22 protein-coding genes are annotated in these 21987 nt (G+C 72.4%); 10 read left to right on the top strand and 12 right to left on the bottom strand.

Features of this window, described 5'->3' with window-relative positions; translation table 11 throughout:
• Positions 1-15 precede the first annotated feature (15 nt).
• On the bottom strand, positions 16-642 hold the full coding sequence (locus AAH991_RS20660) for a rhomboid family intramembrane serine protease (RefSeq protein WP_346227498.1): 627 nt from the start codon (positions 640-642) through the stop codon (positions 16-18).
• 167 nt (positions 643-809) lie between these two features.
• Between AAH991_RS20660 and AAH991_RS20655 the strand changes: the two genes are divergently transcribed.
• Complete coding sequence (locus AAH991_RS20655) at positions 810-1379, top strand: TetR/AcrR family transcriptional regulator (protein WP_346227497.1); 570 nt, start codon at positions 810-812, stop codon at positions 1377-1379.
• Positions 1376-2284: an SDR family oxidoreductase gene (locus AAH991_RS20650; RefSeq protein ID WP_346227496.1), complete on the top strand. Its 909-nt coding sequence runs from the start codon at positions 1376-1378 to the stop codon at positions 2282-2284. Before AAH991_RS20655 ends, AAH991_RS20650 begins: the two co-directional genes overlap by 4 nt.
• A gap of 84 nt (positions 2285-2368) precedes the next feature.
• On the opposite strand, the gene AAH991_RS20645 is transcribed toward AAH991_RS20650, so the two are convergent.
• The 8 genes from AAH991_RS20645 to AAH991_RS20610 form a co-directional block, all read right to left on the bottom strand.
• Positions 2369-3193: a hypothetical protein gene (locus AAH991_RS20645; protein ID WP_346227495.1), complete on the bottom strand. Its 825-nt coding sequence runs from the start codon at positions 3191-3193 to the stop codon at positions 2369-2371.
• Positions 3194-3443: 250 nt separating this feature from the next.
• On the bottom strand, positions 3444-4241 hold the full coding sequence (locus tag AAH991_RS20640; protein ID WP_346227494.1) for a crotonase/enoyl-CoA hydratase family protein: 798 nt from the start codon (positions 4239-4241) through the stop codon (positions 3444-3446).
• Between the two features lie 15 nt (positions 4242-4256).
• On the bottom strand, positions 4257-5036 hold the full coding sequence (locus tag AAH991_RS20635) for an SDR family NAD(P)-dependent oxidoreductase (protein ID WP_346227493.1): 780 nt from the start codon (positions 5034-5036) through the stop codon (positions 4257-4259).
• A 33-nt stretch (positions 5037-5069) separates the two neighbouring features.
• The gene (locus AAH991_RS20630; protein WP_169988834.1) at positions 5070-5414 is read right to left on the bottom strand and encodes an STAS domain-containing protein; all 345 of its coding nucleotides are present in this window, start codon (positions 5412-5414) and stop codon (positions 5070-5072) included.
• Positions 5415-5454: 40 nt separating this feature from the next.
• A complete protein-coding gene (locus AAH991_RS20625; protein ID WP_346227492.1) occupies positions 5455-6219 on the bottom strand; it encodes an energy-coupling factor ABC transporter ATP-binding protein in 765 nt (254 codons plus the stop codon).
• Positions 6204-6968: a cobalt ECF transporter T component CbiQ gene (gene cbiQ / locus AAH991_RS20620; protein ID WP_346227491.1), complete on the bottom strand. Its 765-nt coding sequence runs from the start codon at positions 6966-6968 to the stop codon at positions 6204-6206. Before cbiQ ends, AAH991_RS20625 begins: the two co-directional genes overlap by 16 nt.
• Positions 6969-7112: 144 nt before the next feature.
• A complete protein-coding gene (locus tag AAH991_RS20615; protein ID WP_346227490.1) occupies positions 7113-8162 on the bottom strand; it encodes an energy-coupling factor ABC transporter permease in 1050 nt (349 codons plus the stop codon).
• 75 nt (positions 8163-8237) lie between these two features.
• Entirely contained in the window at positions 8238-10094 is a 1857-nt protein-coding gene (locus AAH991_RS20610; protein WP_346227489.1) for a glycosyltransferase family 2 protein, read from the bottom strand.
• Positions 10095-10323: 229 nt separating this feature from the next.
• Here AAH991_RS20610 and AAH991_RS20605 point away from each other — a divergent pair, with 229 nt between their 5' ends.
• From AAH991_RS20605 to AAH991_RS20585, 5 genes are all read left to right on the top strand, one after another.
• A complete protein-coding gene (locus AAH991_RS20605) occupies positions 10324-12678 on the top strand; it encodes a GH1 family beta-glucosidase (protein WP_346227488.1) in 2355 nt (784 codons plus the stop codon).
• 102 nt (positions 12679-12780) lie between these two features.
• Positions 12781-13419 carry an HD domain-containing protein gene (locus AAH991_RS20600; protein ID WP_346227487.1) on the top strand — a complete coding sequence of 213 codons (639 nt, stop codon included), beginning with the start codon at positions 12781-12783 and terminating at the stop codon, positions 13417-13419.
• A gap of 74 nt (positions 13420-13493) precedes the next feature.
• Entirely contained in the window at positions 13494-13715 is a 222-nt protein-coding gene (locus AAH991_RS20595) for an EF-hand domain-containing protein (protein WP_346227486.1), read from the top strand.
• 91 nt (positions 13716-13806) lie between these two features.
• Positions 13807-14430 (top strand): TetR/AcrR family transcriptional regulator, encoded by a 624-nt coding sequence (locus tag AAH991_RS20590; RefSeq protein WP_346227485.1) that lies wholly within the window; start codon positions 13807-13809, stop codon positions 14428-14430.
• Positions 14431-14674: 244 nt separating this feature from the next.
• On the top strand, positions 14675-16213 hold the full coding sequence (locus tag AAH991_RS20585) for an FAD-dependent monooxygenase (RefSeq protein ID WP_346227484.1): 1539 nt from the start codon (positions 14675-14677) through the stop codon (positions 16211-16213).
• A 20-nt stretch (positions 16214-16233) separates the two neighbouring features.
• Here the strand turns inward: AAH991_RS20585 and AAH991_RS20580 are convergent, their stop codons facing one another.
• Positions 16234-16803, bottom strand: coding sequence for an isochorismatase family protein (locus AAH991_RS20580; protein WP_346227483.1), 570 nt, complete (start codon positions 16801-16803; stop codon positions 16234-16236).
• A gap of 90 nt (positions 16804-16893) precedes the next feature.
• On the opposite strand from AAH991_RS20580, the gene AAH991_RS20575 reads away from it, so the two are divergent.
• Positions 16894-17337, top strand: a complete 444-nt coding sequence (locus tag AAH991_RS20575; RefSeq protein WP_346227482.1) for a MarR family winged helix-turn-helix transcriptional regulator — start codon at positions 16894-16896, stop codon at positions 17335-17337.
• 4 nt (positions 17338-17341) lie between these two features.
• On the opposite strand, the gene AAH991_RS20570 is transcribed toward AAH991_RS20575, so the two are convergent.
• Positions 17342-18571, bottom strand: coding sequence for an MFS transporter (locus AAH991_RS20570; protein WP_346227481.1), 1230 nt, complete (start codon positions 18569-18571; stop codon positions 17342-17344).
• A 48-nt stretch (positions 18572-18619) separates the two neighbouring features.
• Entirely contained in the window at positions 18620-19051 is a 432-nt protein-coding gene (locus tag AAH991_RS20565) for a nitroreductase family deazaflavin-dependent oxidoreductase (RefSeq protein ID WP_346227480.1), read from the bottom strand.
• A gap of 372 nt (positions 19052-19423) precedes the next feature.
• On the opposite strand from AAH991_RS20565, the gene AAH991_RS20560 reads away from it, so the two are divergent.
• Positions 19424-19963 carry a GNAT family N-acetyltransferase gene (locus AAH991_RS20560; protein WP_346227479.1) on the top strand — a complete coding sequence of 180 codons (540 nt, stop codon included), beginning with the start codon at positions 19424-19426 and terminating at the stop codon, positions 19961-19963.
• A gap of 105 nt (positions 19964-20068) precedes the next feature.
• Positions 20069-21916 (top strand): flavin monoamine oxidase family protein, encoded by a 1848-nt coding sequence (locus AAH991_RS20555; RefSeq protein WP_346227478.1) that lies wholly within the window; start codon positions 20069-20071, stop codon positions 21914-21916.
• Positions 21917-21987: the final 71 nt, after the last annotated feature.

Genomic DNA, 21987 nt, shown 5'->3' with positions numbered 1-21987 from the left:
TGAGCCGTTCGCGGGTCAGGCCGTCACGGGCTTGCGGCGGCGCAGCAGCCACGCGGCGATCACGCCGCCGATGAGCCCGAACAGGTGGCCCTGCCAGGAGACGCCCGGCTGGGTGGGCAGGGCCCCCCACAAGATCGAGTAGTACAGCACGGCGACCACGACGCCGAGCACGATGTCGAGGGCCCGGCGGTCGAAGAGCCCCCGGGCCACGACATACCCGAAGTAGCCGAAGACGAGGCCGCTCGCGCCGATCGTCAGCGTGTCCGGCGGGCTGGTGAACCACACGCCCACCCCGCTGACCAGGATGATGACCAGGCTCGCGGCGAGGAACCTGCCGATTCCCCGGATGGCGGCCAGGAACCCCAGGATCAGCAGGGGCAGCGAGTTCGCCATCAGATGGCTGAACCCGGCGTGCAGGAACGGCGCGAAGAGGATCCCGGGCAGACCGTCCGGCTCGTGGGCGACGATGCCGTACCTGTCGAGCCGTCCGTTCTGCATGTAGTCCACGATCTCGACGGCCCACATCACCGAGACGAGCACGATCATCAGGATCGCGCTGCCGAGGGCGCCGGTGAGCAGCGCGGACGTCCGCTCCCGCATCGACCGGCCCGCTCGGGGCAGGCCGGCCCCGGAATCACTCATGGCTTCACCGTACGCAGTCCCGCTCACGAACGAGCGGACTGCCCGGATCCGCGGGGTTCATGCCGACGGGTTGCCGGGAGGGGCGAACGGGCTGTATTAATAAATGAACGAGCATTTATAAAAGGGAGGGGCCGGTGGCGGGACGCCCCCGAGGAGTGGACGATTCGGTGATTCTGCGCGCGGCGGCCGAGGTGATCGGCCGGGTGGGTCCCGCGGGGCTGACCCTCGCCGCCGTCGCCGACGAGGTGGGGCTCGTCCCCGGCACTCTCGTGCAGCGGTTCGGGTCCAAGCGGGGTCTGCTGGTGGCGCTGGCGAGGCAGTCGGCGCATGAGGCCGAGGCGCACCACGAGCGGCGGCGGCAGGGGTGTCCCTCCCCTCTGGAGGCGCTGCTGGCGCTGGCCGAGGAGTCGATGGCCCTCATGAACACGCCGGAGCGCTTCGCCAACCACCTGGCGTTCCTCTGCATGGACCTCACCGATCCGCAACTGCACGAGCACGCCCTGGCCATGCACGAGGCACAGCGAAGGGCGATCCTGGCCCTGCTGGACGAGGCGGTGGCCGCGGGAGAGCTCCGCGCCGGCGCCGACACCGCCGCCTTGGCCGAGTCCGTCCAGTCGCTGATCGCCGGCACCGGTCTGACGTGGGCCCTCGACCGGCGGGGCACGCTGCCGGAGCGGCTCCGGCGTGCGGTGACCACCGTCCTTTCGCCTCACATTTCCTCGAAGGAGACGTCATGAACGACAGCCGGCCGCTCGCCGGGAAGGTCGCCCTCGTCGCGGGAGGCACGAGAGGCGGCGGGCGCGGCATCGCCGTCGAGCTTGGGGCCGCGGGCGCGACGGTCTACGTCACCGGCCGCAGCAGCGCGGCCGGCCGCTCCGACCTGGGCCGTCCCGAGACCATCGAGGAGACCGCCGCCCGCGTCACCGCCGCAGGCGGCACCGGCATCGCCGTGCGCACCGACCACGGCGACCCCGGGGAGGTCCGCGCCCTGGTCGACCGGATCGCCTCCGAACAGGACGGCCGGCTCGACGTCCTGGTCAACTCCGTGTGGGGCGGCGACGCGCTGACCGACTGGGCGCATCCGCTGTGGGAGCAGGACCTCGACACCGGCCTGCGGCTGCTTCGCCGTGCGGTGGAGACGCACATCGTCACCAGCCGGTTCGCGCTTCCGCTGATGGTCGCCCGCCGGAGCGGTCTGGTCGTCGAGGTCACCGACGGCAACACCGCCCGGTATCGCGGCTCGTTCTTCTACGACATCGCCAAGTCCACCGTGATCCGTCTGGCCGTGGCCCAGGCGGCGGAGCTCAAGCCGTACGGCGTGGCGGCCGTCGCCGTCACTCCGGGTTTCCTGCGCTCGGAGGCCATGCTGGAGCACTTCGGCGTGACCGAGGACAACTGGCGGGACGCGGTGGCGAAGGACCCGAACTTCGCCCACTCCGAGACCCCGGCCTACCTGGGACGGGCCGTCGCCGCCCTGGCCGCCGATCCCGGCGTGATGAGCAAGACCGGACGCGCCCTCGCCACCTGGGGGCTGTACGAGGAATACGGCTTCACCGACACGGACGGCACCCGGCCCGACTTCGCCGCGCACTGGGCGAACGCCCTGGAGGAGGAGTACGGCCCCCTCGGCGACCCGCTCTGACCGGGTGTCGCTCTCGTCCCACGGGCGAGAGCGCTGCTTCCGCTGAGCGCCTCCTCACCTGCGCTCAGCCGTCCTCCTGCTCCGTCAGCGCGACGGGTGGCCGGTCGGCGAGGCGGCCGGTGAGACGGCCGGTGAGACGACGACCTCGGGCACGCGGGTCACCATCAACGTGCCGTCGTAACCGACATACTCGACGTTCGCCGATCGGCAGCTGAGGATCATGGGGCCGGGAGCGCTCAGCTTCGCGGTGGCGAAGAACTCGATTCTGGGCCACCTTGCCTGGTCCTGCTCGCTGCGGACTGAGACGACTCCGGTGGGCGTGTTGAGGTCGCACAGGGCGTAGTAGCCGGACGTCCCCGGTCCACTACTCGACCAGGGATTGACGTCGACACGGGTTTGGATGATGTAGTCCCCCGCGGGCAGTTCGGCGACGCGCACTACCTCCATCCTCGCGTCGTCCTGACGATCAACGGCCTGACGGACGTAGCGGGTCCGCCCGTACGTCGCGCCGGGCTCGCCCTTCTCCCCCTTCTCGCCCTGCGGCCCCTGAGGACCGGTCTCTCCCTTGGGCCCCTGGGGTCCGGCCGGCCCGCTGAGGCCCTGGGGTCCGGCCGGTCCGGCCGGTCCGGCGGGGCCCTGAGGTCCGGCGACGTTCCAGGAGACGGTCCGGTACTCGACGGGACACGTGCCGGCGGGGACCGGCGCGGCGGCCTGCGCGCCCTCGGTACGGCCCTGGACCGACTCCTCCAGCGCCTGGGGCATCCGCATGACGCCGTCGGGGCCCACACAGGCCACGATCGACGAGGTCGCCGCCGTCGTGGCCACGGCGACTCCCCCGCCGCCCACGAGCAGCCCCGCCGCCGCACCGACCGCCATCCACGTTCCCCGTCCGGCACGTCCTGTCCGCATGGTCGTCACCTTTCTCGTGTGCTTCGTGATCAGCACGAGAAACTAGGCGCGAGGGAGCGAGCGGGGCGTCATCACCGCGGGGGATGTCCGGTCCGCCATACCGGGGAGTGCGCTGCCGCCGGTGTCCCCGCCCGGCGGAGCCGCCGGCGGCAGCGCTGTCGGGAGTCCGGGGAGATGCGCCCACCGCGGGGCGGACACGGCTCGGGGCGCCCCTGGAGGGGGCGCCCCGAGCGGGATCTGCGGCTGAGGGCTATTCGCCCTTCCAGACGGGAGCGCGCTTCTCGGCGAAGGCCGCGGCGCCCTCCATCGCGTCCTTCGACGTGAAGACCGGGCTCACGATCTCGCCCTGCTTGCGGAACATCTCGTCGAGCGACCAGTCGGCCGACTCGATGATGACCCGCTTGGTCGCGGCGAGCGCCAGCGGCGCGTTCGCGGCGATCGTGCGGGCCAGTTCGAGCGCGCCGTTGAGCGCCTCGCCGGGGTAGGTGATGCGGTTGACCAGCCCCAGCTCGTACAGCCGGGCCGCCGGGTAGTGGTCGCCGGTGAGGGCGATCTCCATGGCGATGTGGTACGGGATGCGGCGCGGCAGCCGCATGACCCCGCCCGCGCCGGCCACCAGGCCGCGCTTGGGCTCCGGCAGGCCGAACTTCGCCTCCTCGGACGCGACGATGATGTCGCAGGACAACGCCAGCTCGAAGCCGCCGGCCAGTGCGTACCCCTCGACCGCGGCGAGGATCGGCTTCTTCGGCGGCGCCTCGGTGATGCCGCCGAAGCCCCGGCCCTCGACCACCGGCATGTCGCCGGTGAGGAAGCCCTTCAGGTCCATGCCGGCCGAGAACGTGCCGCCGGCCCCGGTGAGGACGATCGCGGACACGTCGGGGCTGTCGTCCAGCTCGTCCAGGGCGGCCGCGATTCCGCGCGCCACGGCGCCGTTCACGGCGTTCCTGGCCCTGGGCCGGTTGATGGTGACGACGGCCACGCCGCCGTCGACGATCTCTACGAGTACCTCGTCCGGCTCAGCGGCCGGCCCGGAGTTGACCTCGGACACCTGACCTCACTCGGCTTACTTGGGCTGGAAGCGGATGCCACCGTCGAAACGGATGACCTCGCCGTTCATGTAGTCGTTCTCGATCAGCGCGCGGACCAGGTGGCCGAACTCGGAGGCCTTGCCGAGCCGCTTCGGGAACGCCACCGGCCCGATGAGCTTGGCCTTGAACTCCTCGGCGTTCTTGTCGCCGATCTTCCCGTAGATCGGGGTGTCGATGATGCCCGGCGCGATGGTCAGCACGCGGACGCCGATCGCCGCGAGGTCGCGGGCCGCGGGCAGGGTCATGCCGATGATGCCGCCCTTCGACGCCGAGTACGCCACCTGGCCCGTCTGGCCCTCGATGCCGGCGACCGACGCGGTGTTGATGACGACGCCGCGGGCGCCGTCCTCGTCGACCGGCTCGGTCTGGGCCATGGCCGCGGCGCCGATGCGCATGAGGTTGAAGGTGCCGATCAGGTTGACGTCGATCACCTTGCGGTAGGACGCCAGGTCGTGCGGGGAGCCGTCCCGGCCGACGGTGCGCTGCGCCCAGCCGATGCCGGCGCTGCTGATCACGGCGCGCAACGGCTTGCCGGTGGCGACCGCCGCCTCGACCGCGGCCTGCACCGACGCCTCGTCGGACACGTCGGTGTGGGCGAACACACCGCCGATCTCGTCGGCCAGCGCCTTGCCGCGCTCGGCGTTGAGGTCGGCCACGACCACCGTCGCGCCGACGCGGGCCAGCTCGCGGGCCGAGGCCTCGCCGAGGCCGCTGGCACCGCCCGAGATGATTGCTGCTGCTCCGTTCAGATCCATAGCCGGACCTTAACGCGCGAACCGAATGAAGTTCTACTCGGGGTGCTGCAAAATCGCGGTATCGACGTCGGGGTAGACCTTGATCCGCCGGTCCAGGCCGGTCGTGCGCAGGATGCGGGCCACCGGAGGCTGCGGCGAGGCGAGAGACACCGTGCCGCCCTCGCTGGTGGCCAGCCGCCATGCCTCGATGAGCACGCTCAGTCCGCTGGAGTCCATGAACGACAGCTCGCCGAGGTCGAGCACGAGGGTCGGGCCGTCGTCACGGATGGCGTCGCGGATCTCGTCGCGCAGGAACGGAGCCGTGAACAGGTCGAGCTCCCCCTCCACAGCCACCACGACGGCATTGGAGAGCGATTGGCGCGCGAGCCGCAGCTTCATCGTCGGGACCTCCTCAGCTCCGGCCCACTTTACTTATCCATCACCCCGGCTGAGCAGGGACGGCGAACCCGTAAGGGAGTTCGAGCCGGTGCGCCGTGAGCAACCGCTCGTCGGAGAGCAGGGCATTCGTCGGCCCGTCGGCCGCGATCACCCCCTCGGACATGACGAGCGAACGCTCGCACAGTTCCAGCGCGTACGGCAGGTCGTGGGTGACCATCAGCACGGTCACGTCCAGGCTCTTGAGGATCTCGGCCAGCTCATGGCGGGACGCGGGGTCGAGGTTGGACGACGGCTCGTCGAGGACGAGGATCTCCGGTTCCATCGCCAGCACGGTGGCCACGGCCACCCGGCGGCGCTGGCCGAAGGACAGGTGGTGGGGCGGCCGGTCGATCGCCTCCAGCATGCCGACCCGCTCCAGCGCGTCCCGCACACGGCGGTTGAGCTCCGCGCCGCGCAGCCCGAGGTTGGCCGGGCCGAACGCGACGTCCTCCCGCACGGTCGGCATGAACAGCTGGTCGTCCGGATCCTGGAACACCAGCCCGACCCGGCGGCGGATCTCCCGCAGGGTGTCCGCGCGGACGGGAAGCCCGGCCACCTCCACCGTCCCGTGCCCCGGCGTGAGGATGCCGTTGAGGTGCATGACGAGCGTCGTCTTGCCCGCGCCGTTCGGGCCGAGCAGGGCGACCCGCTCTCCCCGCTCGATCGTCAGGTCCACGCCGTACAACGCCTGTGTCCCGTCGGGATAGGCGTACGCGAGCCTGCTCACCGTGAGAGAAGGGCTGCCGGAGGTCACGTCGTGCTCCACGCCAGTAGGGCCGTCGCCGCGGCGAGACACGGAAGCATGCCCGCCATCGCCCAGTCTCGCCCAGTTGCCGATATATCCCTAATCGTTGGCATCTCGCCCATGTAGCCCCGGCTCAGCATGGCGAGATGGACCCGCTCCCCCCGCTCGTACGAGCGGATGAACAGGGCGCCCGCCGACTTCGCCAGCACGGGGGCCTGCCGGAGGTCCCGCGCGACGAATCCCCGTGACTCCCTGGCGATCCGCATGCGCCGCATCTGGTCGAGGATCACGTCGAGGTAGCGCAGCATGAACGTCGCGATCTGGACGAGCAGCCGGGGCAGCCGCAGCCGCTCGGCGCCGAGCAGCATCATCCGGGGCTCGGTCGTGGCCGCCAGCAGGATCGAGGCGACCACGCCCAGCGTGGCCTTGGCCAGGATGTTCCAGGCGGCCCACAGGCCCGGGGCGCTCAGCGACAGACCGAGCACCTGCACCCGCTCGCCCGTGCCGATCACCGGAATCGCCAGCGCGAACAGCACGAACGGCACCTCGATGACCATGCGCCGCGCGATCACGCCGGCCGGCACCCGGGCGGCTGCCGCGACGGCGGCCAGCAGCAGCGCGTCGACGGCGAAGGCCCAGAAACGCTCGCGCGGGGTGGCGACCACGGACACCGCAAACGCGACGACCGCCGCCAGCTTGCACTGGGGCGGCAGCCGGTGGACGGGCGTGTCGGCGGGCCGGTAGATCGGGTGATGGTGCCCGGCGCTCACTTCGCACTCACAGAGCCATCATCGCCGACCCGCGCCGCCCGCCCGCGCCCAGGGCGGGCACGGGCGCGCACGGGCGGCTCATCGGGCTCGTCGCAGTTGCCGGGCTCGGCGCTCACGCGGCGTCCTCACCCGGGCGGCGTGCGCTCACTGCGCGTTCGCGGGGGTCATCCCGTCGGTCAGGCGCCGGCGCCGGCGGATGACGTAGAACACGCCGCCCCCGGCCGCGACCGTCAGCCCGACGCCCGCCACCCCGGCCAGCCCGCCGGACAGCCGCTGGTCCTCCACGCCCTTGACGGCGTAGTCGGCCAGCGGGCCGTTCTCCACCGCGTGCGGCTTCTCCTGCGCGCTCAGGCCCTTGTCGGCCGCCACCTTCTCCAGCCCGTCGGGGTCGCCCGAGGCGTAGAACGAGAAGACACCGGCCAGCAGCACGGCCACGAGGCCACCGCCCACCAGGACGGGACGCAGGCCGACTCCGGCCGGGGGAGCCTCCGGGGCCGCCTGGCCCACCTGGACATCTCCCTCGGCGGTGCGCAGCGTCAGCGCCCTGGCCATCCCGCGCGCGCCGTACACGAGATCGGGGCGGACGGCCAGCACGCTGCTCACGGTGAGCGCGGTGATGAAGCCCTCGCCGAGCCCGATGAGCAGGTGCACGCCGCCCATCGCGGCGGCCACCGAGCCCAGCTCGATCGGCGCGGTGCCGCCGAGCCAGAACATGACCGTGAACACGAGCGCCGCCGCCGGGACGGAGACCAGCGCCGCCACGAACGACGCGGCCACCAGCGTCGCCCGCCCGCGCGGCCCGCCCCGGGTGATCAGCCGGAACACCGCCCACCCGACGACCGCGGTCACGATCGCCATCAGCGTGATGTTGACACCCAGCGCGGTCAGCCCGCCGTCGGCGAAGAAGAACGCCTGGACGAGCAGCACGACCGCGACGCACAACACGGCGGTGTACGGCCCGACGAGTATCGCCGCCAGCGCCCCGCCGAGCAGATGGCCGCTGGTGCCCGCCGCGACGGGGAAGTTGAGCATCTGCGCCGCGAAGACGAACGCGGCCACCAGACCCGCCATGGGGGCGGTGCGGTCGTCGAGCTCCCGTTTGGCGCCCCGCAGGCACACGGCCACCCCTGCGGCGGCGAAGACCCCGGCGCCGACCGACACGGGGACGTCAAAGAACCCATCGGGCACGTGCACGGCTATAACCCCTTCGAAACGGGCGAATTCCCTCCCACTTTAGAGCACCGAGTTGTAGTTGCAAATGATTCGCAATTAGCGGTGCCGCAGGGCCCTGACCATGCGTCCGGCCACGGTGAACGGCGTGGCCACGCGCACCGACACGCTGAGCCGCCGGTTGACCGCCGTGGCGTACGGCCGGACGGTCCATTGCGCGGGGATCCACCGCGACGGACTCCGCGGGTCCCGGGGCGCCGGGTCCCACGGCAGCGGGCCGCGCCACCACCGCAGCGGCCGGTCGAGCGCGTCCGCGTCGGCGACCTTGACCGGAAAGCGCACCGAAGGGCCGCCGAGGTCGAGTTCGAGATAGGCGTCCCAGGTGCCGGGCGGCAGGCCCGCCGTCTCGGCCGCGAACCGCTCCGGCCCGGACGCCTCGGCCCGCTCGCGGTGCTCCCGCCCCGTCGTCCGCTCGCGCCAGATCAGGTGCCGTACGGCCCCGGCGGCGGCCTCGTCGCCCACCCTCGACCGGCCCTCGACCCGCAGCCGCCTGCCCCGCCACCACGCCCGTGTCAGCCGTACGGCCGCGGGGACCCGCACGACGTGACCCCCGACGTCGAGGCCGAGGTGACCCTGGGACCGGGTCAGGAAGGGCACCGCGACGACCCCGCCCACCAGGTGGGCGACCGGAACCCCGGCTCCGTCGTCGCGGCGCGAGCCGAGCCGGACCAGCCTGCGCGCGCCCTCGCACTCGACGGCGACGTGGACGTCCCACACACCCGAAGGCAGTGCGGCCACGTCGACCACGGCGGTGAAGGATCCGGCGGCTCCGGTCGCGCCGCGCGTCACAAGGGGCACCTGCTCCGCACGGGTCAGGCGTTCGCGCAGCACCAGGCCGACGGTGGCGTCCTGCGAGGGGACGTCCAGGCCGGCGAGGCCGGCCCACCCGTCGATGACCAGGTCGTCGCCCCGCCACTCGACGCCGGTCAGCCGGTGCCGCAGCGGCGCGGCCTCGACGCGCGCGAGCCGTACGAGCCGGTCGGGATCGTCGAGCGCGGCGACGCGGGCGGCGTCCACGCCGTCGAGGCAGGCGCGCACACCCGGCGTCAGCCATTGCGCGCAGATGTCGGCGACCTCGACGGCGATCTTCTCCCGATGGGCCTCGCACGCGGCCAGGAACGGCGCCCCGAGCTGGGCGAGCACGTCACGGCGCAGGTGCCGCAGGAGCAGACGGTCGCGCAGCGCGCCGGGCGGCACGTGCCGCGCCATGACCTCGATGGGCGTGCGTACCACGCGCAGCCAGCCGAGCGGGTCCCGCGCGGACGCCTCACTCCCGCCCTCTGCGTGGTAGCAGTCCCGGTCCGCGACCACGGAGATCACCCGGGCATGGCAGTACGCGTGGACGGCGAAGGTCATGTCCTCGCCACGCCGGTGCGTCTCGTCGAAGCGGATGGCGTGCCGATCGAGGAAGTCCCGGCGGAAGAGCTTGAAACAGGACAGGTCCTCGTAGACGGCGGTTAAGGAGGCCTTGTCTGCGCTGTCCCGCAGCCCGTGACGCGCACCGGCGATCCTCCCCACGACGACGTCGGCGCCGGTCCGGTCGGCGGTGGCGACCAGGCGGGCCAGCGCGTCGGGGGCGAGGTGGTCCCCGGCGTCGCAGAAGAAGACGTACCGCCCGGCCGCCCGTTCGAGTCCGCGGTTGCGGGCGCGTCCGGGCGTGCCGGGCTGGGCGTCCCGCATCACGGTGATCAGCCGGGGGTGGTGCGCGGCGTAGAGGCCGAGGAGTGCCGGGGTCCCGTCCCGTGATCCGCCGTCGACCACGATGATCTCTTTGGCGATCCGCTGCACGAGCAGCGAGGTGAGGCAACGGTCGAGTGACGCCCGGCGGTTGTACGCCGGGACGACGACGCTGACGTCGATCCCCCGATCGGCGCGCTGGCCACTCCCCGTATCCATCGCGCTTCATTATGTGCCGACGACCCGCGCGAACCCCGCCTGCGCCGCGCCGGGCGCGTCACATCGCGTCCGGTCCGCCGCGGCGCGGGCGACACCCCGGAGGCCGCGGCCCGCCCGCTGGAGGGCTCGCGCCGCACCGGCCGGGGCCCGCGGCGGCCATCTGAGTGGCGATGCCGGCACGCGAGGCGGCAGACTGAGCGCTCACCGAGTCACCGGGGGTTTCGCGTAGATGCGCACCGCGTTGTTCCCAGAGGGTTTCGTCTGGGGAGTGTCCACGTCCGCGTTCCAGATCGAGGGCGGCACCGACCTCGACGGCCGGGGCCCCTCCATCTGGGACGCCTTCGCGGGCGGGGGATACGGCGACCCGGCCTGCGACCACTATCTGCGACACGCCGAGGACGTCCGGCTGATGCAGGACCTGGGCATCGCCGCCTACCGGTTCTCGGTCAGCTGGCCACGCGTGCTGCCCGAAGGGCACGGCCGCGTCAACGGCCCGGGGCTCGACTTCTACGACAGGCTCGTGGACGAGCTGCTGGAGGCGGGCATCGCGCCGTACGCCACGCTGTACCACTGGGACCTGCCGCAGGCGCTGCAGGACGCCGGGGGGTGGACCGCACGCGACACCGCCCACCACTTCGCCGAGTACGCCGGCGTCCTGTACGACAGGATCGGCGACCGGGTGGACACCTGGTTCACCCTCAACGAGCCGTGGGTGGCCGCCTTCCTCGGCCACGCCTCGGGGGTGCACGCCCCGGGCCTGCGCTCGGCGGCCGACGCCTTCGTCGGCGCCCACCACATGCTGCTCGCACACGGGCTGGGCCTGGAGGCGCTGCGCGCGCGGGGCGCCGCCAGAGCCGGCATCGTGCTGAACCTCTCCCCCGTCCTCACTCCCGCGCAGCTCGGGGACATGTCCACCGACGTCCCCGCGGAGGACGCCGAGGCGGCGGCGAGGATCGACACCCTGCACAACCGGCAGTTCCTGGAGCCGGTGCTGCGTGGCCGCTACCCCGCCGAGCTGCTGCCCCTGATCGAGAGGACCGCCGGGCTCGGCCACATCCACGACGGGGACCTCGATCTCATCGGGCGGCCCGTCGACCTGCTGGGCGTCAACTACTACACGCCCATCGCGGTGCAGGCCCAGCCCAGCGCCGCGGCCGATCCGGCCTTCCCGGGCAGCGAGGGCGTCCTGTTCAGCAGCGTGCCCACGGCCGTCACCGCGATGGGCTGGCCCATCATGCCGAACGGCCTGTCGCTGGTCCTGCGGCGCCTGACCGAGGACTACCCCGAGACCGAGCTGATGATCACCGAGAACGGCGCCGACTTCGAGGACGTCGTGACCGGCGACGGCATCCACGACGTCGACCGGATCAGCTTCGTCGAGGAGCATCTGCGGGCCCTGCGGACCTCGATCGACGAGGGCGCCCGGGTCCGCGGCTATCTGCTGTGGTCGCTGCTCGACTGCGTCGAATGGGCGGACGGCTACCGGCGCAAGTTCGGCATCGTCCACGTCGACTTCGCCACCCAGCGGCGGCTGCTCAAGGACAGCGCCCTGTGGTATCGCGACGTGATCAAGCGCAACGGGCTCGGGGCGGAGCGGCCGAAGCGGCCCACGCTGGAGACCGTCGCCGCCCGCGCGGGCGCCTCCCGGGCCACGGTCTCGCGGGTCGTGAACGGGGACGCGCGGGTCCGGCCCGACGTGCGCGCCGCGGTGCTGCGCGCCGTGCAGGAGCTGGGCTACGTGCCCAACGCCGCCGCCAGGAGCCTCGTCACCCGGCGGACCGACTCGGTCGCGCTCGTCCTGTCGGTCCCCCGGCACGGCGGCGAGGCGCTCACCTCCGCCGTCGTCCAGTACGTCACCAGCGTCCTCGAAGGAGCCGGCAAGCAGATCACCCTCATGCTCGCCGACACGGCGGAAAGCCATCGGCGCATCATCCGGCACGTCGAGGCGCGGCAGGTCGACGGGGTCGTGCTCGTCCCTCCGGACGGCCCGGACACGCTCACCGAGCGGCTCGCCCGCACCGGGGTGCCGGTCGTGCTGCTCGGCAAGCCCGTGATCGCCTCCCTCGTGCCGCACGTGGACGTGGACAACGCCGGCGGCGCGCGGACGGCCACCCGGCACCTCCTCGACCGGGGCCGCCGCCGCATCGGCATCGTCTGCGGCCCGACGGACCTCGTCGCCGTACAGGACCGCCTCAACGGGCACCTGGCCGCACTCCACGAGGACGGGCTGCGGCCGGCGATCGCGCTCGCCGGCCTGGACGGCGCGTCGGGCGCCGCCGCGGCCCGCGAGCTCCTGTCCGGCGGACAGGACCTCGACGCCGTGTTCGCCACCTCAGACGAGCTGGCGATCGGCGTCATGGAGGCGGCGCGCGAGAAGGGGCTGCGGGTGCCGGAGGATCTGGCGGTCGTCGGCTTCGGCGACATCCACGCCGCCTCCTGCACGACCCCGCCGCTGACCACGGTCCGGGTGCCCACCGCGGACCAGGCCCTGGCCCTGGCGCGGCTGCTCCTGTCCCGCCTCGACGGCCGTCACACCAGCCCCGTCGTCCTCCCCACGCGCCTGGTGGTCCGCGCCACCACCTGACCGCCGGTCACCCCGCCGCGGGCGGCCGGTCCCCGTCCGCGCGGTCACGTGCATCGGTCAGGGGGAACGCTCCGAAGGACCGAGCACACGAGGAGGGGTGTCATGGGCGAGACCATCGCCGGAGTCGACGTGCCCGATTCGAAACTCGCCACGGAGGCGACAGAACTGGTGCGGGAGGCGGCGACCGACCTGCTCTACCACCATTCACGCCGGGTGTTCCTGTTCGGCTCGTTGCGGGGCCGGCGGCTCGGCCTGCGGGCCGACCCCGAACTGCTCTATGTCGGGGCGATGTTCCACGACCTCGGGCTCACCGAGCGCTACCGGCGAACGGACCAGCGGTTCGAGATCGACGGCGCCGACGAGGCCCGCCGCTTTCTCACATCCCACGGCGTGCCCGAGGACGGCGTCCGCAAGGTGTGGGAGGGCATCGCCCTGCACACGACGCCGGAGGTCCCGTACCGGCTGGAGCCCGAGGTGGCCCTGGTGACCGCCGGTGTGGAGGCCGACGTTCTCGGCCTCGGGCACGCCGATCTGGCCCCCGAGGACATCGCGGCGGTCGTGGCCGCCCATCCTCGCCCCGACTTCAAGAGGCAGATCCTGGCGGCGTTCACGGAGGGGTTCAAGGACCGGCCCGACACCACGTTCGGCACCGTCAACGCCGACGTGCTGGAGCATTTCGTGCCCGGATTCCGGCGAATCGACTTCGTGGAGGTCATCCAGAGCTCCGCCTGGCCCGAGTGATCGGCCTGCTATCGATCTTTTCCCCGGTACGGCATAGGTTGTCCGTGTCGTCCCCGGTGTGAAGGCAGGTCGTTGTGACTCAGGAGCTCAGCCACGAGCGGTTCGAGGCCCTCAAGCGCGAATTCGACGCCATTGACGGCGACGGCGACGGCTTCATCACCGAGGCCGAGTTGTTGTCGCACTTTCCCGGCCTGCCGCCCGAGGCGATCGGCGCGCTCGGCAGGGACGCCGACGTGGACGCCGACGGCCGGTTCTCACTGGAGGAGTTCGTCCGCCTGGCCGGTGCCCGCGACTGACACGTCCGTCGCCTCACAAAAAGTGCGCCTCACGCAAATTTACGGTTCGCGCATCTTTGCGTGACACGCAAGTAGCTGTATGGTGGTCCATGTGAGCGGGGAAGACGAGCGTCCGGGGCTGCGCGAGCGCAAGAAGCAGGAGACGCGCACCGCGCTGAGCTGGGCGGCGATCCGGCTCACCGTGGAGCGCGGGCTGGAGAACGTACGCGTGGAGGACATCGCGGCGGCGGCGGGCGTCGCTCCGCGCACCTTCAACAACTACTTCTCCAGCAAGGGCGAGGCGATCGCCGCCAGGCACCTCGACCGTACGCGCCTGGTCGCACAGGAGCTGCGCCGCCGCCCGGCGTCGGAGCCCCTGTGGGAGTCCATCAAGGTCGCCGTGCTGACCCAGCTCGCCCTGGGCGAGAACTACGGCACGGGGCAGCCGGACCAGCAGTGGCAGACCGGCGTCCGGCTCATGATCAGTGAGCCCTCGCTGCAGGGCGAGATGCTCAAGGCCGACGCCATCGCCGAGGCCGAACTGGCCGCGGCGATCGCCGATCGGACCGGCACCGACGTCGCCCGCGACCTCTACCCGCGCCTGGTGGCGGGCGCCGCCGGGGCCGCGATCAGGGTGGCGATGGACCAGTGGCTGCGGGCCGATCCGCCCGTGCCGGTCGGGCCGCTCATCGAGGAGGCGCTCGGCCGGCTCGCCGCCGGACTGCCCGAGCCCTGACAGGCGGACGCCCGCTCCGAGGCGTCCGGAGACCCGTCGTGTGACGTGCCGCGCCGGCACGCCGCGCGGCCTCGCACGCCCTGACGCCGTCGCCGCGGCGGCCCGGGCGCCGGCCCTTTCCCCCGCCATGCCGAAATCCGGCCTGCCGCGAGTCCGCCATCTCAGGGATTCGGCGTGCCGTGAGTTCGCCCTGCCATCTCTCCATTCGCAAGAGCCCCCGCAGGAACCGTCAAGGAGGACCACCATGACCGAAGACGTCGTGATCGCCGGTGCCGGACCGAACGGGCTGATGCTCGCCTGCGAGCTGAGCCTGGCCGGAGTCCGGCCGACAGTGCTGGACCGCCTGCCCGGACGCACTCAGGAGAACCGGGCCAACGGACTGGTCGGCCAGGTCGTACGGGCCCTCGACCGCCGCGGCCTGTACGAACGCCTGAGCGGCAGCGCCGAGCCGCCCCGGCCGAGCCCGGCCTTCGTGTTCGGCGCCATGCCCCTCGACCTGAGCCGGCTCGGCGACAACTCGATGTACGGCCTGCCGGTGCCGCAGCGGCGGATCGAGCAGGTGCTTGAGGAGCGCGCGCTCGAACTCGGCGTGGAGATCCGCCGGGGCCACGAGCTGACCGGGCTCTCCCAGGACGAGGACGGGGTCACCGCGGAGATCGCCGGGCCCGGGGGCGGCTACCGGCTGCGGAGCCGCTACCTGGTGGGCGCGGACGGCGGGCACAGCGTCACCCGCAAGCTGTGCGGCATCGGGTTCCCGGGGGTGACCAGGGACGGCTCGACCTCGCGCGGCGGGCACGTCACCGTGCCGGCCGAGCTGATCGACCCGGTGACCGGCGGGCTGAACGTGCCCGGATACGGGCCGATCCCGCCGTTCATGCACCACCGCACCGACCACGGCCTGTTCGTCTACGCGCCGTTCCCCACCGGAACGCTCGTCCACACCACGGAGTGGAACGAGAACGGCGACGATCAGCCGATGAGCCTGGACGAGCTACGCCGGAGCATCCGCCGCGTGCTCGGCGCCGACCTGCCGATCGGCCCGCCCGAGGGCGAGGGCCCGCACCAGCTGCGCCGTCTGACCGGTGGCAACACCCGCCTGGCCGAGCGCTTCCGGGACCACAGGGTGCTGCTGCTGGGCGACGCCGCGCACGTGCACAGCGCGATCGGCGGCCCCGGCCTCAACCTGGGCCTCCAGGACGCGATCAACCTGGGCTGGAAGCTCGCCGCCGAGATTCACGGCTGGGCTCCGCCCGGCCTGCTCGACAGCTACGAGACCGAGCGGCGCCCGGCCGCGGAACGCGTCGTCATGCACACGCAGGCGCAGTCCGCGCTGATCGCTCCCGGGCCGGAGGTGACCGCGCTGCGCGCCCTGTTCGGCGAACTGCTGCGCGACGAGCGCACCGTCAAGCACATCGCGGACCTGATGTCCGGCGCCGACATCAGGTATGACCTCGAAGGCTCCCACCCTCTCACCGGGCGCCCCGCGCCCGACCTCGTGCTGGAGACCGAGACCGGCTCCGTACGGCTCGCCGAGCTGACCCGGACCGCCCGGCCGCTGCTCCTGGACCTGACACCCGGCGCCGCCCTGGCCGGGGCACTGCACGGCCGGCACGACCGCGTCGGCCTCGTCACCGCGAAGCCGGGCCGGGAGGGCCTCCCCACCGCGCTGCTGCTGCGGCCGGACTGCTACGTGGCCTGGGCGTCGGACTCCCCCAACCCGGATATGAAGGAGCTCGACACCCTGCGTGCGGCGCTGGCCTCCGCCTTCGGCACCGCTCGCTGACAGGTCAGGCCGCTGACAGGTCAGGCGAAAGCGGCGAGGATGGCCTCGGTCGTGTCGATCTGCGCGATCCGCGGCAAGATCACCCCGAGGGCGTTCTCGTGGGCCGAGGCGACCAGGTCGGTGACCGCGTCGGAGGCCACCGCGATCTCGTAGCCCCGCTCCCGGGCGCCGCGCGCGGTGGACTCCACACCGATGCTGGTGGAGATCCCCGCCAGCACGATCCCCGTGATCTTCCTGCGGCGCAGTTGCAGGTCGAGTTCGGTGCCGTGGAAGGCGTCCCAGCCCCGTTTGGTGATCAGGATGTCCGTCGGTCCGTCCGGGACGCGCTCGTCGTACTCGGCGAAGTCCGGCGCGGGTGCGATCGCGGGCCCGGGCGCGTCCGTCCGGGCCCGCACCACGTCACCGCCGTCGGCGGAGAACGCCACCCGCACGCGGACGACGGGAAGGCCCCGCTCACGGGCGGCTCCCGCCAGGCGTGCGGCGTTGGCGGCCACCCCGGCCGCCGGATGCACGGTGGGCAGGGCGGTGATCCCCTTCTGCAGGTCGATCAGGACGACGGCCGTACGGTCGTCGAGCGATGTCACGGGCATGTGAGCTCCTTCGAGATAGACAGCCAAACTGTACAGCCTTGCTGCAAGAAAATGTGCAGCGAGGCTGTACATCTCGGTTACGCTGAGCCCATGAGTGACGCCTCCGAGGTCGCCGCCGAGCTGAGACTCGTGGTCGGGCAGCTGGTCAGACGGGTGCGTGAGGACGACCCGATGCCACCGGGGGTCATCGCGGTGATCGGCCTGCTCGGCCGGCAGGGCCCGATGACCACCAGTGAGCTCGCCGCCGCCCGGCGGGTGCGCCCGCAGTCGATGGCCCGCACTGTCGGCCAGCTGATCGAACAGGGGCTCGCCGAGCGCGGCACGCACCCCGTCGACGGCCGCAAGGCCCCCGTCTCGCTGACCGCGGCAGGGTTCGCCACCCTGGAGGAGGTACGCGACCGGCGGGCCGACTGGCTGGCCGAGGCGATCGAGGACAGGCTGTCCCCCTCCGAGCGGGAGACGCTGGCGAGCGCGGTGGCCCTGGTCCACCGCCTGGTCGACTGGGAGCCGTCCGCGCCGCGCCGCGGGACCTGACGGGTCAGCCGGCGGCGCCGGACAGCTCGGGGTTCTGCTGGCGGATGGGAGTGAAGAACGCGGCGACCGCGATCAGCAGGCAGGCCACCCCCGCCAGCAGGCAGACCACCGCGACCCCGTGATGCTGCGCGCCCCAGGTCAGCACGGCCGCCCCCGCGGGGCCCAGCGAGAAGTGGATCGTCCAGAAGGCCGCGGTGACCCGGCCCAGCAGGTGGTCGGGCGTGACCTGCTGGCGCAGCGACATCGAGCAGATCCCGGCCACGCTGACGCAGGCGAGATAGACGGCGGCCGTCGCCGCGGCCGCCGGGACGTGGGCGGACAGGCCGAGTCCCGCGATGGCGAGCCCGGCGAGCGAGATCGCCCCGATCCACGACGCGCCGAACCCCAGCCTCCGGCGGACGAGACCGACGAGGAGCGAGCCGGCGACGGTGCCGAGCGCGCCGATCGCGAGCACCGCCCCCACCGCGCCGTCGGCCTGGCCGAGGTCGTGCTTGAGGTGGTAGATCAGCACGTCGGTCAGCCCGAGGGTCAGGAAGATGAAGAACGACAACAGCACGGTCAGGGCGCGCAGCACCGGTTGCCGCCACAGGAAGCGGGCCCCGGCGAGCAGTTCGCGCCAGGACCCGCGCTCCTCCTGCGGCGCGGGCGACGGCTGCCGCCCGAGCCTGATCGACAGCACGCCCAGCGCGGAGACCCCGAAGCTGGCCGCGTTGATCGCGATCGCGGCCGTGGGGCCGAACCAGCCCGCGACCACCCCGGCCAGCAGCGGCCCGCCGACCCCCGCCGCGGCGGCGGTGGCGCCCAGCCGCCCGTTGGCCTCGGTGATCCGGTCCGGGCCGACCAGACCCCGCACCGCCGTGACGTACGCGACCTGGAAGACCATGCCGATCGCCTCGCAGAGCGGCAGGACCACGTAGAGCAGCCAGATCTGCGGCCCGAAGGCCCAGGCGACCGGGACTATCCCGTACAGCGCCATCCTCGCCACGTCGCACCAGATCAGCAGGAGCCTGCGGTCGAGCCGGTCGACCAGGACCCCGGCGAAGACCCCCGCCACCACCGACGCGGCGCTCGCCACGCCGGTCAGCAGGCCCATCTGCGCGACCGACCCGGTCACGTGCAGCACGAGCAGCGGGACGGCGATCAGCGCGAACGAGTCCCCCGCGACCGACAGCGTCTGGGATCCCCAGAAGACGGTGAAGTTCCGGTCACGCCACAGCTGTGATCCTTTGCCCACCCCGCCATGCTGCCGCACCGGCATGCCCGGGACGCCCGGCTCGGGCCGTCAGCGGTCTTCCGGCGCACCTGTCGGGACCGTCAGGCGTTCGAGCACCACGACCGGGATGGCGCGGGCCGTACGGGCCCGGTAGTCGGCGTACCCGGGCGCGACGCGGACGACATGCTCGAACAGTCGCTCGCGCCGCTCGCCCTCGGCCGGCACGGCGACGGCGTCGAACACCTCCTCGCCCACTTCGACCCGTACGGCCGGGTGCGCCAGCAGGTTGTGATACCAGGCAGGGTTGCGGGGCGCTCCGCCCGCGGACGCGACGACGAGCAGTGCGTCGCCGTCGCGGACGTAGCCGAGGGGGACGGTGTGTTCCCGTCCCGACCTCGCGCCGACCGTGGTGAGCAGGAGCAGGTCGCCGCCCTCGAAGGGGCCGCCGACCTTGCCTCCGTTGGCGCGGAACTCGTCGATGACGGACTGGTTGAAAGACACGCGGAAAACTCCAGGAACGGTGAGGGCTGCGGGCCTGCGAGATGTTTCGCAAGCGGAGTGCGGTGCCGGCGCGACGCTTCCAGCCGTACGACCGGACCGGGAACGGCACCGCGACGGCACCGCGACGGCGCGATGCTCGGGGGCGCCTGGGCCGGGGTTACGATCACCCGGCGGCGCGGCGTCAGGCGGGAGGTGCGGAGTGGGTACTCACGGCGTCGGTCCCTTCTGGAAGGTGCGGCCCGGCCACCGATCGGACCATCGCCGCCTCCCTGGGACGGCGTTCACGTGATCGGCGCCACGCGGCACGCCGATCATTAGAGCCGCGCCCGTCCGCACCTGTCAATGCCGGTACACAGCCGAGGAGACGGCCACATGGCGGACCAGGACACCACGATCCGGCTCATCCGGGTGGACGACGCCGAGGTCCTCGCGGCGCATCGCGCCCGCGACAGGCGGGCGTACGCCGCCTGGGAACCGGCCCAGCCGGACGACTTCTACACGGCGGCCGGGCAGCGCCGGCGCATCGAGACCCTGCTCGGCGAGCACGACCGGGGCGAGCGCTGGCCTGCGGTCGTCCTCGCGGGCGACGAGGTCGCCGGCCAGGTGACCGTGAGCACGATCCTGCGCGGCCCCTTCCGCAAGGGCTTCCTGGGCTACTGGGTCGCCTCGGCCTTCACCGGCCGGGGGCACGCGACCCGGGCGGTGGGCCTGATACTCACCGTGATGGCCGAGGAGCTCGGGCTGCGCCGCGCCGAGGCGCACACGCGGATGGACAACCTGGCCTCCCAGCGGGTGCTGCGTGCCAACGGCTTCCACCCCTGGGGCATCGCCCATTCCCACATCTACCTGGACGGCGCATGGCATGACGAGGTGTTCTGGGAGCGCCTGCTGGACGAGGCACCCCCGTCTTGACCATCGCCTGGTACACCAGTTGAACATTCCCGGCGCGTCGCGTGCCGCTTCATGACCATGACATCGAAACTCACCCTCCGTAACCGTCTCGCGGAGGAGGAGTTCGTGGTCACAATCGACCGTCGGGGATTCGCCAAACTGGCCGGGCTGGGCGCGGTGGGATCGGTCATGAGTCCGGCCCTGGGCGCGGCCCCCGCCTCGGCGGCGCGCGCGCCGTACACGGGAGAGCGCTGGCAGGCCTGTCTTCGGGTGGCGCGCGACCACCTGCTCGTCGACAGGGACGGCAACGACCTCAAGCACCGCTACCTGAAGGTGCTCATCGACGAGGGCCTGCCCAGGACCCGTACGCCCAAGAGGGTGCTGATCGTGGGGGCGGGCATCTCCGGCCTCGTGGCCGCGACGCTGCTGAAGCGGGCCGGGCACCACGTCACCGTCATCGAGGCCAACGGCAACAGGATCGGCGGCCGGATCAAGACCTTCCGGACGGGGTTCTCGGACCGGCGGCAGTACGCCGAGGCGGGGGCGATGCGGATCCCCGACTTCCACCCGCTGACGCTGGCGCTCATCGACAAGCTCGGCATCACGCGCAGGCCCTTCTACAACGTCGACGTGACGCCCGGCGCGAAGCCCAGCGGACCGGTGCCGCCGGTCGTCTACACCTCCTACCAGGGGCGGGAGTGGCGCTCCGGCCCGCCGAAGGGGACCTTCACCGCCCCCGCGCGGATGAACCACACCCTCATCCACGTCAACGGCCTCACCCAGCCGCGGGACGAGTATGCCAAGGACCCTCGCCGGATCAACGCGTCGTTCGGCCTCAAGGACGGCCGCACCGCGGCCCAGATCCTCGACGAGGCACTCGACCCGGCGAGGGACTACTACTCGGTGCGGAGTGGCGACAAGCGCGTCGACAAGCCGCTGCCGGATCTGATCGACGGCTGGGCCCGGCTGCTGCACGACTTCGACGGCTACTCGATGTACGCCTACCTCAAGGAGCACGCGAAGCTGAGCGACGAGGCGATCGACGCCATCGGCACGCTGGAGAACCTCACCTCCCGGCTGCCGCTGTCGTTCATGCACACGTTCCTCACCCGCAGCCTCGTCAACCCGGCCGTGACCTACTGGGAGATGGCCGGCGGCAGCCGGGAGCTGCCGTACGCGCTGGAGCCGGGCCTGCGCGAGGAGATCCGGATGGACCGCAGGGCCGTGCGGATCGAGACGTCGCGGCGGGGCGTCCGCATCTCGACGGTCAGCGAGGCGGGCAGCACCGAGTCGGAGTTCACGCGGCAGTCTCCGCGGGAGACGTTCGAGGGCGACGTGGCGATCATCACGGTCCCGTTCTCCGCGCTGCGTCACGTCGAGATCGCGCCGGCCATGTCCTACTCCAAGCGCCGATCGATCATGGAGCTGCACTACGACTCCGCCACGAAGGTGCTACTGGAGTTCCGCAGGCGCTGGTGGGAGTTCACCGAGGAGGACTGGAAGCGCGAGCTCGGCTCCCGCTACCGGCCCGGGCGGGCGGCGCACGTGACGGGCGGCGGTTCGGTCTGCGACAACGCCAACAGGTTCATCTACTTCCCCTCCCACCCCGTGCCCGGCAGCGAGGGCGGCGTCGTGCTGGCCAGCTACTCGTGGGCCGACGACGCGACCCGGTGGGACTCCATGGACGACGAGGAGCGGTACGGCTACGCGCTGCGCGGGCTGCAGGAGGTGCACGGAGACCGCGTCGCGGAGTTCTACACCGGCCGGGGCCAGACCCAGAGCTGGATGCGCAACCGCTACGCCTTCGGCGAGGCGGCGGTCTTCACGCCCGGCCAGATGACCGAGATCCACCCCGCCATCGCCGTCCCCGAGGGCCCGCTGCACTTCGCCGGGGAGCACACCTCGCTCAAGCACTCCTGGATCGAGGGCGCCCTGGAATCGGCCGTACGCGTGGCCCTGGAGGTCAACGGCTGACTCGCGCTCCCGCGGGGTCCTCGTGCCCGGGGCCCCGCGGGTCTCACCGCGGCCGGTCGCCCGGCACGCAA

The sequence above is a fragment of the Microbispora sp. ZYX-F-249 genome, from assembly GCF_039649665.1.
Lineage (GTDB): Bacteria > Actinomycetota > Actinomycetes > Streptosporangiales > Streptosporangiaceae > Microbispora > Microbispora maris.
Note: the sequence above shows the minus strand (reverse complement) of the source record. Positions and strands in the feature narration are given on the sequence as shown.